This window comes from Enterococcus sp. DIV0008 (assembly GCF_050542615.1).
In the GTDB taxonomy this organism is placed as follows: Bacteria; Bacillota; Bacilli; order Lactobacillales; family Enterococcaceae; genus Enterococcus_D; species Enterococcus_D innesii.
Window position 1 is genome coordinate 327,212 of record NZ_CP172937.1, and the last position, 16,179, is coordinate 343,390.

At 44.3% G+C, this 16,179-nt stretch carries 12 protein-coding genes; all 12 read left to right on the top strand.

What is annotated here, in order from left to right:
• The first annotated feature begins 53 nt into the window (after nt 1-53).
• The gene (locus tag IGI84_RS01585) at nt 54-416 is read left to right on the top strand and encodes an Asp23/Gls24 family envelope stress response protein (protein WP_005227125.1); all 363 of its coding nucleotides are present in this window, start codon (nt 54-56) and stop codon (nt 414-416) included.
• A gap of 46 nt (nt 417-462) precedes the next feature.
• Complete coding sequence (locus tag IGI84_RS01590) at nt 463-2,145, top strand: DAK2 domain-containing protein (RefSeq protein ID WP_081118839.1); 1,683 nt, start codon at nt 463-465, stop codon at nt 2,143-2,145.
• Nucleotides 2,146-2,256: 111 nt separating this feature from the next.
• Entirely contained in the window at nt 2,257-4,287 is a 2,031-nt protein-coding gene (recG, locus tag IGI84_RS01595; protein WP_081118840.1) for an ATP-dependent DNA helicase RecG, read from the top strand.
• A gap of 45 nt (nt 4,288-4,332) precedes the next feature.
• Complete coding sequence (gene plsX, locus IGI84_RS01600) at nt 4,333-5,352, top strand: phosphate acyltransferase PlsX (protein ID WP_077453897.1); 1,020 nt, start codon at nt 4,333-4,335, stop codon at nt 5,350-5,352.
• 110 nt (nt 5,353-5,462) lie between these two features.
• Nucleotides 5,463-5,705 (top strand): acyl carrier protein, encoded by a 243-nt coding sequence (gene acpP, locus IGI84_RS01605; RefSeq protein ID WP_005227129.1) that lies wholly within the window; start codon nt 5,463-5,465, stop codon nt 5,703-5,705.
• A gap of 323 nt (nt 5,706-6,028) precedes the next feature.
• Entirely contained in the window at nt 6,029-7,036 is a 1,008-nt protein-coding gene (locus tag IGI84_RS01610) for an ABC transporter ATP-binding protein (protein ID WP_060791587.1), read from the top strand.
• Nucleotides 7,037-7,981: an ABC transporter ATP-binding protein gene (locus IGI84_RS01615; protein WP_077453896.1), complete on the top strand. Its 945-nt coding sequence runs from the start codon at nt 7,037-7,039 to the stop codon at nt 7,979-7,981.
• The gene (opp4B, locus tag IGI84_RS01620; protein WP_005227132.1) at nt 7,981-8,937 is read left to right on the top strand and encodes an oligopeptide ABC transporter permease; all 957 of its coding nucleotides are present in this window, start codon (nt 7,981-7,983) and stop codon (nt 8,935-8,937) included. The genes IGI84_RS01615 and opp4B overlap by 1 nt, the downstream gene beginning before the upstream one ends.
• 63 nt (nt 8,938-9,000) lie before the next feature.
• A complete protein-coding gene (locus IGI84_RS01625) occupies nt 9,001-9,870 on the top strand; it encodes an ABC transporter permease (RefSeq protein ID WP_153883525.1) in 870 nt (289 codons plus the stop codon).
• Between the two features lie 16 nt (nt 9,871-9,886).
• Complete coding sequence (locus IGI84_RS01630; protein WP_200125808.1) at nt 9,887-11,671, top strand: oligopeptide ABC transporter substrate-binding protein; 1,785 nt, start codon at nt 9,887-9,889, stop codon at nt 11,669-11,671.
• Nucleotides 11,672-11,885: 214 nt separating this feature from the next.
• Nucleotides 11,886-12,578: a ribonuclease III gene (rnc, locus tag IGI84_RS01635; RefSeq protein WP_005227136.1), complete on the top strand. Its 693-nt coding sequence runs from the start codon at nt 11,886-11,888 to the stop codon at nt 12,576-12,578.
• Nucleotides 12,579-12,593: 15 nt separating this feature from the next.
• A complete protein-coding gene (gene smc, locus IGI84_RS01640) occupies nt 12,594-16,172 on the top strand; it encodes a chromosome segregation protein SMC (protein ID WP_081118842.1) in 3,579 nt (1,192 codons plus the stop codon).
• Nucleotides 16,173-16,179 lie beyond the last annotated feature (7 nt).

Consider the following 16,179-nt stretch of genomic DNA (forward strand, 5'->3'; position numbering starts at 1 on the left):
GATAAAATATGTAAGAAGAAAGATGGGTCATACCCATTGAAGGAGGCTATAAAATGGCTGTAAAAATTCAAACCTCATCAGGTATTATTGAAATCAGCAATGAAGTCATTGCAACAGTGGTCGGAGGCGCAGCAACAGATGTGTTCGGCATTGTTGGTATGGCTAGCAAGAAGCAAATCAAAGATAACATCAATGAAATTTTACGAAAAGAAAATTATTCTCGCGGTGTCGTTGTCCGCCAAGAAGAAAACGGCATTGCAGTGGATGTATACACGATCGTCAGCTATGGAACAAAAATTTCCGAAGTTTCCCGCAACGTGCAGGAAAAAGTGAAATACAACTTAGAAACGATGCTAGGTGTATCTGCGAACTCGGTAAATGTATTTGTTCAAGGCGTACGTGTACTGCCAGATTAGGCAAGGGATCCGTTCATGGCGGATGATTTTAAGGAGGACTATCTAAGTGAAGGTAACGAATATCAGCGCAAGTCAGTTTCAAGAAATGGTGCAGGCAGGCGCGGCTCGTCTACAAGTTAATGCAGAGTTTGTCAACTCATTGAATGTGTTTCCTGTTCCAGATGGAGATACCGGGACAAACATGAATCTATCCATGACCAGTGGAGCAAAATCGGTCGCAGATGCGACTTCAGAAAACGTCGGCGATCTTGCCGCTACACTTTCAAAAGGACTATTGATGGGTGCACGTGGGAATTCCGGCGTCATTTTGTCTCAATTATTCCGCGGTTTTTCTAAAGCAATCCCAACTGTAGAAACACTAACTGCACCAGAATTGGCTCAAGCCTTTACTCATGGAGTAGAAACCGCCTATAAAGCAGTCATGAAGCCTGTGGAAGGAACCATCCTGACTGTGGCACGCATCGCCGCTGAATATGGCGAGAAAAAAGCCAAAACCACTGATGATTGTATCGAAGTCATGAAAGCAGTGGTTCATGGCGCAAAACGGTCATTGGCGAAAACCCCTGATCTATTACCGGTTTTAAAAGAAGTCGGTGTGGTAGATAGTGGCGGTCAAGGCCTGTTGTTTATCTATGAAGGTTTCTTAAATGCATTGACCGGGGAATACCCAGCCGATGAAATTTTTGAACCATCTCCAGCTGCAATGGATGAAATGGTCAATGCGGAACATCATCGCAGTGTCCAAGGGCAATTAGCGACTGAAGATATCACTTTTGGTTATTGTACAGAAATCATGGTGAAGATCGGTGAAGGTCCGACCGTTGATAGTGAATTCGATTATGAAACATTCCGTAATTACTTAAACGAGTTGGGAGATTCCTTATTAGTGGTCAACGACGATGAGATCATCAAAGTCCATGTTCACACGGAACATCCCGGCGAAGTCATGAATTATGGGCAAAAATTTGGTTCATTGGTGAAAATCAAAGTCGACAACATGCGCCTTCAGCATGAAACGATCTTGGAACACGATCAGCAAGAAGCAAAACCAGCACCAGTAAAACGTCCGCGGACACCATTTGCGATCATTGCGATCGCGGCGGGGGAAGGCTTGAAAGAATTGTTTACTAGCCTAGGGGCTTCTTATGTCATCAGTGGTGGCCAAACGATGAACCCAAGTACAGAAGACATTTTGGTGGCCATCAATGAAGTCAATGCTGATCAAGTGATCGTCTTACCGAACAACAAAAATATCTTTATGGCTGCGCAGCAAGCAGCGGAAGTTTCCGAGATTCCAGTAGCGGTTGTTGAAACACGGACGATCTCTCAAGGGATGACGGCGATGCTGGCATTCCACGAGCAGTCCACGCTAGCTGAAAATCAGCAAGCCATGACCGATGTCTTAGCAAGTGTTGTCAGCGGATCAGTGACTCATGCGATCCGTAATACATCAATCGATGGCATCGAAATCACAGAAGGCGACTTCTTAGGAATGGTCGACGGCAAAATCGTTGTTTCTGTTCCTGATCGTTTCTCTGCTTCTATGACTACCTTAGAAAAAATGATCACAGAAGATACTGAGATCGTCACCATCATTATCGGTGAAGAAGGCAAAGCCAAAGAAGCAGCCAAAATCGAAGAAGCGATCGTTGAACTGCATCCTGAGATCGAAGTAGAGATCCATCAAGGAGATCAGCCGGTTTATCCGTATCTTTTCTCAGCAGAATAAACAAATTAGGCGGCGGGGGCAAAAATCGTAGATGATTTTTGGCTCCGTCTTTTTCTATGAATGCAGGAATCTCTGCAATAAATAAAATCACTTTGGAAAAGGAGGGTACCTATGCTGAATCAGCCACTTACGGTATTAAAGGGTGTCGGAGAAAAACGCGCCCAAGACTTGGCTAGTTTAGGAATCGAAACCATCGAAGACCTGCTAAAGTATTACCCGTTTCGTTATGAAGACATTCAAGAACGGCAATTAGCGGAGATTCAAGACCAAGAAAAAGTAACGATCAAGGGGATCGTCGTTTCCCCACCGGTCGTCAATCGCTTTGGCTACAAGAAAAGTCGGTTGCAATTTCGCATGATGCAAGACCACGATGTCTTTAATGTCTCCTTTTTCAATCAGCCTTATTTGAAGGATAAAGTAGAGGTCTCAGAAGAGATCGCCGTCTATGGCAAATGGGACGCCAAACGCAAAGGTCTGACGGGGATGAAAATTCTTGGCAGCAAAAGTGGCGAGGACTTTGCCCCGATTTATCATGTCAATAAAGCCGTGCGTCAAAGTGTGTTGATCGAACTGATCAAACAGGCATTCCTTGATTTTGGTGATCAGATCTCCGAGATCTTGCCTTTGTCATTGATCGAAAAATATCGCTTGTTGGATCGGAAATCCGCGATGTTTGCGATGCACTTTCCCAAAGATCCCCAAGAGAGTCATCAAGCGAAGCGTCGGGTGATTTTTGAAGAGTTCTTTTTGTTCCAAATGCAGATCCAAGGACTGAAGAGAAGCGAAAAAGCCGAGAAAAACGGCTTGGCGATCGATTACGATGTGCAACGCTTGAAAGAATTTACTCGTAAACTGCCCTTTGAATTGACGAATGCGCAAAAGCGCGTGACCAATGAAATCTGCCATGACCTGAAAAGTCCGCAGCACATGCAGCGGCTCTTGCAAGGAGACGTAGGAAGTGGGAAAACAGTTGTGGCGGCGATCGCCCTCTATGCTACGATGACGGCTGGCTTTCAGGGGGCGCTGATGGTGCCGACTGAGATTTTGGCCCAACAGCACCTAGAGAGCTTAAATCAACTCTTTGACCCCTTAGAAGTGACCACCGCTCTTTTGACAGGCTCGACCAAACCAAAAGAACGGCGGGTCATCTTAGAGCAATTAGCAGCTGGGGAGATCGACATCATCGTTGGGACCCATGCGCTGATCCAAGAAGGGGTAGACTTTGCACATCTTGGCTTAGTCATCACCGATGAACAACACCGTTTTGGGGTCAATCAGCGAAAAGTCTTAAGGGAAAAAGGCTATCTTCCTGATGTACTCTTTATGACCGCCACGCCGATCCCTCGTACGCTAGCGATCACGGCTTATGGCGAAATGGATGTTTCGGTGATCGATGAGATGCCGGCAGGACGGATTCCTGTAGAGACGCGCTGGGTCCGACCGCCGCAGTTTGAATCGATCTTAGAGTGGGCGCAAAAAGAATTGGCCCAAGGGCACCAGATGTATGTCATCTGTCCTTTGATCGAAGAATCCGAAATGCTGGATGTCAAGAATGCCACGGAGATTTATGAGCAGCTGCAAAGTTATTTTTCCCCAACCTATCAAGTAGGGATGCTGCACGGGAAAATGAAGAATCAAGAAAAAGACACTATTATGGAAGCCTTCAAAGAAAATCAACTGCAGATCTTGGTTTCCACGACAGTCATCGAAGTAGGGGTCAATGTCCCTAATGCGACAGTGATGCTGATCATTGACGCTGATCGCTTCGGGTTAGCCCAGCTTCACCAATTACGTGGACGGGTAGGGCGCGGTGCCGATGCTTCTTACTGTATATTGATCGCAAACCCGAAAAATGAGACGGGGGTCGAACGAATGAAGATCATGACAGAAACCACCAACGGCTTTGTAGTCAGCGAAAAAGACTTGCAGTTGCGGGGGCCAGGAGAAGTCTTCGGCAATCGACAATCGGGCTTGCCAGAGTTTGCGGCTGCCGATTTAGTTGCGGATGCCCACATTCTAGAAGTGGCTCAAGTCGAAGCTACCCAGCTTTGGCAAAAAAATGGCTGGCAGCTATTGCCGGAATTCACGGCGTTGGCGAACTATTTAGCAGCAAAAAAAGCAGACAAACAATTTTTTGATTAAAGAATATGCTATACTGATTGGGAAAATGAAGGGAGTGGCAGCGAGATGCGGATTGCTGTTGATGCAATGGGCGGAGACAACGCCCCAAAAGCGATCGTAGAAGGGGTTATGCTGGCGAAAAAAGATTTTCCAGAGATTGAATTCCTCCTTTACGGAAAAGAAAATGAAATCAAAAAATACATGACGGATGATAAAAATGTCACTATTATCCACACAGATGAAAAAATCAATAGTGATGATGAACCTGTTAAAGCAATCAGACGAAAAAAAACGGCCTCAATGGTCTTAGCGGCACAAGCAGTGAAAAATGGCGAAGCAGATGCGATTTTTTCAGCCGGAAATACCGGTGCTTTATTAGCGGCCGGGTTGTTCATCGTTGGTCGGATCAAAGGGATCGACCGTCCCGGATTGATGTCCACAATGCCAGTGATCGGCAAAGATGCTGGCTTTGATATGCTGGATCTAGGCGCTAATGCCGACAATAAACCAGAACATTTGGCAAACTATGCCGTCTTAGGGTCCTTTTATGCCCAAAAAGTTCGCGGGATCAATCGACCACGGGTCGGCTTGTTAAATAACGGAACGGAAGAAACCAAAGGCAGCGAATTGACGAAAAAAGCCTTTGAACTGCTTTCGCAAGACCCTACGATCCATTTTATCGGCAATGTCGAGGCTCGGGAATTATTGGATGGTGCAGCTGACGTCGTCGTGACAGATGGCTTTACTGGAAATGCTGTTTTGAAATCGATCGAAGGAACTGCCTTGAACTTAATGGCGTTGTTGAAGCAATCGATTCTTGATTCAGGTACCAAAGGGAAATTAGGGGCGTTGTTACTGAAGGATGCGTTGCGAAAAGTAAAAAATGAGATGGATTATGCGAAACATGGCGGGGCCGTATTGTTTGGTTTGAAAGCACCAGTCATCAAAACCCATGGGGCGACAGGACCAGAAGCGGTAGCGTACACCATCAAGCAGATCCATACGATGCTAGCAACAGATGTTGTGGCCCAATTAGTCGCCCACTTTGAAGAAATGCCGACTGCAAAAGACGAAACGCAATCATAATGCAATCATTGTAATGAAATTGCAAAAATATCTAGACAAAAAGCATAGAAAGCAGTACAATGTTTGTTAGCCATTCTATGTTTTGTGCAAACGCGTGGAGGTGAAGCCAGTTGACACGAGATGAAGTATTCAAGAAAGTTGCGGTCGTGATCGCCAATCATTTTGAAATTGACGCAGAGAACGTAACGGATACGATGAGCATTAAAGACGACTTGAACGCTGATTCGATCAGTGTGATGGAATTCGTCCTTGAACTAGAAGATGAATTTGGTACCGAGATTTCTGATGAAGATGCCGAGCAGATCGAAACAGTCGGTGGAGCGGTTGATTATATTTCAAGCCATCTTGCTTAAGACAGACATAAGAGCTAAGTCCTAGATGACTTAGCTCTTTCTTTCTCATAATTGATCCGCCGTGATTTGGGCGGCTTTTCTTTAAAATCAAAATCTAAAAAACGATGGTTAAACCTGACATAACGGCGTTGGAAGCGTAATGTAAATTTTCTGAAAATTCAGTGTTTTAAGTTTTCTGGGACTTGCATTATTGTTAGCATTTCTATATAATTATTAAGAATATATTATACAATGTTAAGAAAGCTTTTGGAAATGAAATGCATGTTCCTTCTTTTTTTACATTAAAACGCAAGACATCTTAGAAAGTAGAGAGGGGTATTCGATTGTCCAGAGATAATCAATTACTAGATGTTCAAAACCTTCACACAGGTTTTCGTATCAAAGACGATTACTATGACGCAGTAGATGGTATTTCTTTTACACTGGATCGTAATGAGATCTTAGCAATCGTAGGAGAATCTGGTTGCGGAAAAAGTACGTTAGCTACAACGATCATGGGGCTACATGACCCAAACAACACGAAAATCACTGGAGAAATCTTATATAAAGATTTAAACTTGTCAAACTTAAACGAAACGTTATACAACAAAATTCGCGGAAATGATATTGGGATGATTTTCCAAGATCCGTTGTCTGCACTGAATCCGTTGATGCGGATCGAAGACCAAATCAAAGAAGGCTTGTCTTATCATACAGATATGAATGCCGAACAGCGCCAAGCACGGGCATTAGAATTATTAGAACAAGTTGGGATCCCGAATCCACCGCGAGTAGGACGTCAATACCCTCATGAATTGTCAGGTGGGATGCGTCAGCGGGTCATCATTGCGATCGCGATTGCTTGTAAACCACCAATCATTATTGCCGATGAACCAACGACCGCGTTGGACGTGACGATCCAAGCACAGATCCTTGATCTACTAAAAGATTTGCAAGAAGAAACGCAAACGGGGATCATTTTGATCACCCACGATTTAGGTGTCGTAGCAGAGATGGCCGACCGAGTAGCCGTAATGTACGGGGGACAGTTTGTGGAAGTCGCAACAGCCGAAGAGTTGTTTGCCAATCCGAAACATCCATACACCCGCTCACTACTTAACTCGATCCCTCAAGAAAACTCACAAGACAGTGAACTGCATGTGATCGAGGGCGTGGTTCCTTCCTTGAAAAATATGCCTCGGACCGGTTGTCGGTTTGCCGCACGGATTCCTTGGATTCCTGAAAGCGACCACGAAGCAAACCCAGTCTTGCATGAAGTAGCACCTGATCATTTGGTCCGTTGCACATGCTACAAGCATTTTCATTTTAGAGACGAAGAAGGAGAAGTGTAGATGACAGAATTAATTACAATCAAAGATCTGAAAGTCCACTATCCTATTCGCAGCGGATTCTTCAACCGCGTCACGGACCATGTGTATGCCGTTGACGGTGTGGACTTCATCATTGAAAAAGGAAAAACCTACGGATTGGTTGGTGAGTCTGGTTCTGGTAAATCCACAACTGGGAAAGCTATCGTTGGGTTAGAAAAAATCACTAGCGGTGAAATCATTTATGATGGGCAAGACGTGACCAAACGTTCCGTCCGCAAAAAAATGAACTACAACAAAGATGTCCAAATGATTTTCCAAGATTCAATGTCCAGCTTGAATCCTAAAAAACGCGTGGTAGACATTATCGCCGAACCATTGCGCAACTTTGAACGCTTAAGCGATCAAGAAGAGAAAACACGTGTGAAAAGTTTGTTGGATATCGTTGGGATGCCAGAAGATGCCCTATACAAATATCCTCACGAGTTCTCTGGTGGACAACGTCAGCGGTTAGGGGTTGCCCGCGCGGTAGCATCCAATCCAAAACTGATCGTCGCCGATGAGCCGGTTTCAGCTCTTGACTTATCCGTGCAAGCGCAAGTACTGAACTTTATGAAACGGATCCAGCAAGAATTTGGCTTAAGTTTCTTATTTATCTCTCATGACTTAGGGGTCGTAAAACACATGTGTGACAATATCGCCATCATGTACAAAGGCCGCTTCGTTGAGATCGGGACACGGGAAGACATCTATCAAGACCCGCGTCACATCTATACAAAACGTTTATTATCAGCGATTCCTCAAATCGACGTAAAAAATCGCGATGCTCACAAAGAAAACCGCCGCAAGGTCGAGTTGGAATATGTGACCCATCAAAAAGATTACTACGACGAATCTGGCAGAGTGTATGACTTGCGTAAAATCACCGAGTCGCACCAAGTCGCATTGAAAAACGGGGGTGCTGAATAATGTGGAAAACAATTCTACGTCGTTTGTTGTTGATGATCCCGCAAGTCATTATTTTGAGTATCTTGATTTTCTTGATCGCACAAGCAATGCCTGGGGATCCATTTACTGGTTTGATCAATCCAAACCAAGATCCAGCTGTTATTGAGCGGATGCGTGAAGCAGCTGGTTTGAATGACCCATGGTATACCCAGTATTTCCGTTGGATCGGAAATGCCTTAAAAGGGGACTTTGGACAAAGCTTTATCTTTAAATTGCCTGTTTCAACATTATTAGCAGGACGTATCAGCAATACATTGTGGTTATCTTTATTGACGGTCATTTTGACTTACGTGATTGCCATTCCTTTAGGGATGTGGGCAGGACGTTACCAAAATTCATTGCTTGATAAAGTCGTCGTTGTTTACAACTTCTTCAGTTTCGCCGTACCGTTGTTTATCTTTGCGTTGATCGCATTGTTCATCTTCGGTTACCGATTGGCTTGGTTCCCAACGGGTGGTTCCGTTGCACCGGGGGTCAGCGGCATGGCTGAGTTTTGGAGCCGCTTGTATCACCTACTATTACCGGCAATCACTTCTGCATTATTAGGAACAGCAGTGACGATCCAATACTTGCGAAGTGAAGTCATTGATTCGAAATCATTGGATTTCGTTCGTACCGCTCGTTCAAAAGGGGTACCAACGAACAAAGTCTTCTCACGTCACGTTTTCCGGAATGCATCGTTGCCGATCGCATCACAAATGGGCTACGAGATCACGTCATTGATCGCAGGTTCTGTGGTCATTGAGAAAATCTTCGCCTACCCAGGTGTCGGAAAACTGTTTATCGATAGTATCGTCCAACGGGACTATGCCGTGATCACTTCACTGACATTGATCTTAGGACTAGCGACCTTGATCGGTACGCTGCTGTCAGATATCATCATGAGTATTGTCGATCCAAGAATCAGAATCCAGTAATAGGAGGGGATAAATGTGTCTGAAAAGAAAGAAAAAGTACTAAAACAAGAGAGCATCCCGCCTATGGGATTGAAAATGATTTTTCGCGAATTCTTAAAAGATAAAATGGCGATCTTTTCATTAGTTTTGTTAGTCGCAGTTTTATTATTCGTGTTTATCGGCTCGGCAGTTATCGATCAATCACAAGTGATGCGTGTCAGCATCCTTGATAAATACGCTGTACCTGGCGCGATTTCACCAAACGGCGGCACCTACCTTTTAGGGGCGGATGAAGGTGGCCGTGATGTTTGGGGACAATTGATCATCGGTGCGCGTAACTCAATCTTGATTGGTTTTTCAATCACGATCATTACGTCGATCGTTGGGGTCGGACTAGGGATCATCTCAGGTTATTATGGCGGTATCATTGATAATATTTTGATGCGTATCGTTGACTTCGTTATGATTTTACCGATCATGCTGATCATTATCGTTATCGTATCGATCGTACCTCGTTATAACGTTTGGACCTTTATATGGGTCATGAGTGCCTTTTACTGGGTCGGAAAAGCAAGGCTCTTCCGAAGTAAGACCCTTTCAGAAGGCCGTCGCGACTATGTTAGTGCATCGAAAACTCTCGGAACCAATGACTTTGTCATCATGTTCCGCGAAATCATGCCGAACCTTAGCTCATTGATCATCACCAACTTAACAATGAACTTTGCAGCGAATATCGGTATTGAAACGACACTAACATTCTTAGGTTTTGGTCTGCCGACCAATGTTCCAAGTTTGGGAACACTGATCGGGTATGCCAGCAGCGGTGATGTGCTGGTCAACAGACAGTGGATCTGGTTACCCGCATCAATTCTAATTTTAGTCTTGATGTTGAGTATCAATTACGTTGGTCAAGCATTTAAGCGTTCAGCGGATGCGCGTCAACGACTAGGATAAACAAGGAGGATACAGGATGAAGAAAAATATTTTTGGTATGGTCACTCTTTTGTCAGTGTTAGCATTGGCAGCGTGTGGCAGCAACGGCGGCGGAACCGATTCTTCTGGTGGCGGCAATGCAGCGACAGAAACAGAAGATATCAGCACAATGCCAATCGAAGTCAAGAATGACGAGGATGCAATCGAAGGTGGTACGTTGGATGTTGCAGTAGTGATGGATACGCAGTTCCAAGGGTTATTCGTACCGGAGTTTTATCAAGACAGTTATGACAGTTATTTCATGGAACCAAGTAATGAAACTTTGTTCTTATACGATTCTGACTTCAAAATCGTTGACGGTGGTGCAGCAAATCTTGAGTTAGATGAAGACAACAACACAGCAACGATCACATTACGTGATAACTTGAAATGGTCAGATGGCGAAGATGTTACCGCTGATGACGTGATCTTCTCTTATGAAGTAATCGGTCATAAAGATTATACAGGTATCCGCTATGACAACAACTTTACCAATATCGTTGGTATGGAAGATTACCATGATGGCAAAGCTGATACAATTTCTGGTATCACCAAAGAAAGTGACAAAGTCGTTAAAATCCAATACAAAGAAGTTCACCCAGGTATGTTGCAAGCTGGTGGTGGAGTGTATGAATCTGCTTTACCAAAACATGCCTTTGAAGGTATCGAAGTCAAAGATATGGAATCAAGCGATCCAGTTCGTAAAAATCCAATCGTCTTTGGTCCTTATGTGATGTCAAATATCGTTGCGGGAGAGTCTGTTGAATACGTACCGAATGAGTACTACTACGGCGGCGCACCTAAAATGGATAAATTATCATTTAAAGCTGTTCCTTCAGCATCAATCGTAGAAGGATTGAATGCAAAACAATATGACGTTGTTTATTCAATGCCGACAGATACGTACCCAACCTACAAAGATGTAGATGGTTACCAAATCTTAGGTCGTCCTGAACAAGCATACACTTACCTAGGCTTTAAATTAGGTACTTGGAATGAAGAAGAAGGAAAAGTCAACTACAATCCTGAGTCTAAAATGGCGGATAAAGCATTGCGTCAAGCAATGGGCTACGCAATCGATAACGATGCAGTCGGAAGTCGTTTCTACAATGGCTTGCGTTCAAATGCTACGACGTTGATTCCACCAGTATTCGGTACATTGCACAATACGGAAGTAGAAGGCTACACATTGAACATCGACAAAGCAAATCAATTACTTGATGATGCTGGCTACAAAGATGTCGATGGCGATGGCATGCGTGAAGACAAAAATGGTGAGAAATTGACCATCAACTTTGCTTCAATGTCAGGTGGCGAAACAGCACAACCATTGTCTGATTACTATATCCAACAATGGAATGAAATCGGCCTTGATGTACAATACACTACAGGTCGTTTGATCGACTTCCAAGCATTCTATGACAAGTTGAAAAATGATGATCCTGAGATCGATGTCTTCCAAGCAGCATGGGGAACTGGTTCAGATCCTTCTCCAAGTGGACTTTACGGGCCGAATGCAGCATTCAACTACACTCGTTTTGAATCTGAAGAAAATACAAAACTTCTAGATGCAATCGACTCAAAAGATTCATTTGATGATGCAAAACGTAAAGAAGCATTTGATGCTTGGCAAGAGTATGCAGCAGACGAAGCGTTTGTTATTCCTACTCTTTACAGAAACCAAGTAATGCCTGTTTCAAACCGTGTCAAAGACTTCTCATGGGCTTATGACATTGACCACAACAGATGGGCAACAGTTTCAGTTACAGCTGAATCTCGTTAATCAATGATCGGTGAAAAGACGTCCTTTCTGGGACGTCTTTTTTTTCTGTTTTTTTTGCGGGTATCTGAGGAAAACAGGCTTTTTTATACAGGAGAAGATTAAGTAGATAAATTTTTATTACAGTCTTTCCAAGAATTTGGAGGAAACATTTCATAATTCGGCAAAAACCAGTATAATAGGGAAGTGTCGATAAACTAATGAAGGAATGTGACAAATGAATACACAATTAACGAAAGAACTAAAAGAAAAGTTTGATATTGTGTTCCATGATGTAGATCTGCTTGAACAAGCGTTTACGCATTCATCTTATGTGAATGAGCACCGCAACTTGCACTTGTCAGATAACGAACGTTTAGAGTTTTTGGGCGATGCTGTCTTAGAGTTGATCGTTTCACGGTATTTGTATCGTGAATTGCCAGATCTGCCCGAAGGTAAGCTGACGAAGCTACGGGCGGCAATCGTTCGCGAAGACAGTTTATCCATGTTTGCCAAAGATTGCCGATTCGATGAATACATTCGTCTAGGCAAAGGGGAAGAAAACTCTGGCGGTCGTAAACGACCTTCTTTGCTTTGTGATCTATTTGAAGCCTTTTTAGGTGCGTTATACTTGGACCAAGGACTGGAAAGTGTCAGCGGCTTTTTGACGAAAGTTGTTTTTCCAAAAGTAAAAGCAGGTGCTTTTTCCCATGAGATGGATCATAAGACCCGCTTGCAAGAAGTCTTGCAGCGTGGTGGCGATGTTTCCATCAATTATCGTTTGATCAAAGAAGCAGGCCCCGCCCATGAACGGATTTTTTGGACGGAAGTCTATTGCGATGATACCTTGATCGGAAAAGGACAAGGAAAATCGAAGAAATTATCAGAACAGGACGCCGCGGCGAATGCCTTGGCAGATCTTGAACAGTAAGAGAGGACTGGCGGAGTGTATTTAAAACGAATAGAGATTGCCGGCTTTAAATCCTTTGCCGACCGCACAGTCATTGATTTCGAACATCGTGTGACTGCAGTCGTCGGACCAAATGGCAGCGGCAAGAGCAATATTACCGAAGCGATTCGTTGGGTTTTAGGAGAACAATCTGCCAAAAATCTACGTGGTGGCAAAATGCCTGATGTTATTTTTGCAGGTTCTGACACCCGCAGAGCGCTAAATATAGCGGAAGTGACGATCGTTTTAGACAATAGCGATCATTATTTACCGATGGATTACAGTGAGATCAGCGTGACTCGCCGCTTGAGAAGAACCGGCGAAAGCGACTTTTTCTTAAATAAACAAGCTTGCCGCTTAAAGGATATCCAAGAATTGTTTATGGACTCTGGGTTGGGGAAAGAATCATTTTCGATCATTTCCCAAGGCAAGGTAGAAGCAATTTTCAGCAGCAAACCAGAAGACCGTCGTGGGATTTTTGAAGAAGCGGCGGGGGTATTGAAATACAAACAGCGGAAAAAGAAAGCTGAGCAAAAGTTGTTTGAAACAGAAGACAATTTAAGCCGTCTACAAGATATCATTTATGAACTAGAAGATCAGTTGGTGCCTTTGGCAGCCCAAAGTGAAGCAGCCAACCGTTTTTTAGCGTTAAAAGAAAAATTGACGACGGTTGATGTGGCCTATGCAGTCTTAGAGATCACGAAAGCAAAAGAAGCGTGGGAGACAGCCAAAGCTCAACTGAGTACCTTTAACCAAGAACTGGCGCAGATTTCCGAAAAGATCAACCAAGGGGAACTGTCGCTACATTCTTTGCGGCAACAACGGACCGCCTTTGATGAAACGTTGGAGCGTTTGAATCAGCAGCTTTTAGAGGTCACCGAAGGACTGAAGCAAGCTGAAGGACAAAAAGAAGTCTTGGATGAGCGATCAAAACATACGCAAAAAAGTTCTGCGGAATACCAAGAAACCTTAGAGGAAGTCACGGAACGGGTCACACTTTTAAATGAAGAAAAAGCAGAATTGATCGGCTTGCTTTCACAAAAGAATCGTAGTGTGCAGGAAGTTGAAGCAGCGATGCTGGCGTGTCAGCAAGAGCAGGAAAAGTACCAACGTTCAGCAAAAGAAATCATTGAAGAGTTGCGTAGCCAATATGTCGAAGCCATGCAGGAGCAGGCAACGATCGGAAACGAATTGAAATACTTGGAGCGTCAATACCAACAAGAAGCCGCGAAAAATCAAACGGCGTTAAGCAAGCAGACGCAAATGAATACGTCGTTGAAAGAAAAGACGACGGAAGCGCAAATTGTGGAAGAACAACTGACACAGGCTAAGGTGATTTTAGAAGAACAACGCAAGCAATACATCCATCTTCAAGAAAAAGCTCAGACCAACAAAAAACGCTTTGATGAAGAACAAAAGAAAATGTATCAGTTAATGAGTCAAGTGCAGCAGGTACGAGCGAAACAGCGCAGTCTGCAAGACATTCAAGAAAATTATAGCGGCTTTTATCAAGGCGTTCGCTTGATTTTGAAAAACAAACAGCAGATCAGCGGCATCGTTGGCGCAGTAGCGGAGTTGATCGATGTGCCACAAGACTATACCGTGGCGATCGAGACCGCATTAGGCGCCGCTGCACAGCATGTCGTCGTTGAAAATGAACGGGATGCACGGGCAGCCATCACGTATCTGAAAGAAAATCGCGGCGGTCGTGCCACTTTCTTACCGCTGACGACTATCAAAGCCCGTCATTTGCCAGATTATGCCCGCAATCAAGCCAAGCAAGTGTCTGGCTTTATCGGCGTTGCCAGCGAATTGGTCCAGTCGCCGGAACACGTCCAAACCATTACGGATAACTTGTTAGGCAGTATCTTGATTGCCGAAGACTTGCAAAGTGCTAATGCGTTAGCACGAGCATTGAACTATAGCTATCGGGTCGTTTCTTTAGAAGGGGATGTCATGAATGCTGGTGGTTCCATGACGGGTGGCGCAACGAAGAAAAATGCCGGTAGTTTGTTTAGCCAAAGCAATGAGCTGCAACAATTGACGGCACAAGCGGTGCAACTGGATGAGCGGCTTTTAAAAACGGAAAAGCAAGTCCAGCATTTTGAAGTAGCGACCAAAGAAGCACAAGCAGCACTAGAAGAATTGCGGACCCAAGGCGAACAGGCTCGCATGACGGAGCATGAGCTGCAAAGCCGCTTACAAAATCTTGAGAATGACCTGAGCCGCTTGAAGCAAGAGCAGCAAGTGTTTGATTTTGAACATCGCGAAGTGCAAGCCTTCTTTGAAGAGTACGATGAGAAGAAGACGAGTTTGGAAGAACAGCAAAAGAATATTGCGGCGCAATTGGCGAAAATCGATCAAGATATTCATCAAATGAATGCCGAAGAAGACTTGATCGAGGAAAAACGCCAAACCTTAGCACAAGAAAGTGCGCGCTTGCAGGCAGCTTTCGCCGTTCAAAAAGAACAAGTGGCGCATTTGCAGCAAAAAATTGCCGCTACGAATCAAGCATTGGAAGAAAACGAAGCGCGTCAACAATCCCTAGAACGGCAGTTAGCTGCCTTGACAAGCAACGTCAGCGATCATGAGTTTTCAGAAGAAAGCATTCTTCAGCGAATTGAGGCATTTACAACAACCAAGCAGCAGGTAACAGCGGAATTGACGGTGATTCGTGAACAACGTCAAGTCGTTCAACAAGAAATCGGCGCATTAGACGAAGCCCTGAGTGCTGAAAACTTAACGCAAAAAGAAAAGCTGTCAGAAAAAACCGAAGTTGAGATCGAAAAAAATCGCGCAGAATTGGTGATGGATAATCGTTTGTTGTATTTACAAGAAGAATACAATCTCACCTTTGAAAAGGCCGCGCAAGATTTCCCTGAAATCGAGGATGCAGAACAAGCCAAAGTCGACATTCAGGAACTAAAACATGCGATCGAGCAAATTGGTCCAGTCAATTTGAATGCGATCGAACAATATGAACAAGTCAATCAACGGCATTTGTTCTTAACGAGTCAGCGAGATGATCTGCTGTCGGCTAAAGCACAGCTGTTTGATACGATGTCTGAAATGGATGAAGAAGTCAAAACCCGTTTCGGCGAAGTCTTCGATGCGATCCGTCTGCAATTCAAACAAGTATTTCCTAATATGTTTGGCGGCGGTCATGCGGAATTAGTCTTAACAGATCCGAAAGATTTATTGAACACTGGGATCGAGATCGAAGCCCAACCGCCGGGCAAGAAATTGCAAAACCTCAGCTTGCTATCAGGGGGCGAGCGGGCGCTGACTGCGATTGCGTTATTGTTTTCCATTATTCAAGTTCGTCCAGTACCGTTTTGTGTGCTTGACGAAGTGGAAGCAGCATTGGATGAAGCCAATGTCTCTCGTTTCGGTCATTACTTGAGTGCTTTCCAAAATGATACGCAGTTTATCGTCGTAACTCACCGCAAAGGAACGATGGAGGCAGCAGATGTGTTGTATGGTGTGACCATGCAAGAATCTGGAGTGTCGAAGACCGTGTCCGTACGCTTAGAAGAAGTGCGTGAAGGCGGTAGTTTTGCAGCAGATCAAGCATAGAGGAGGA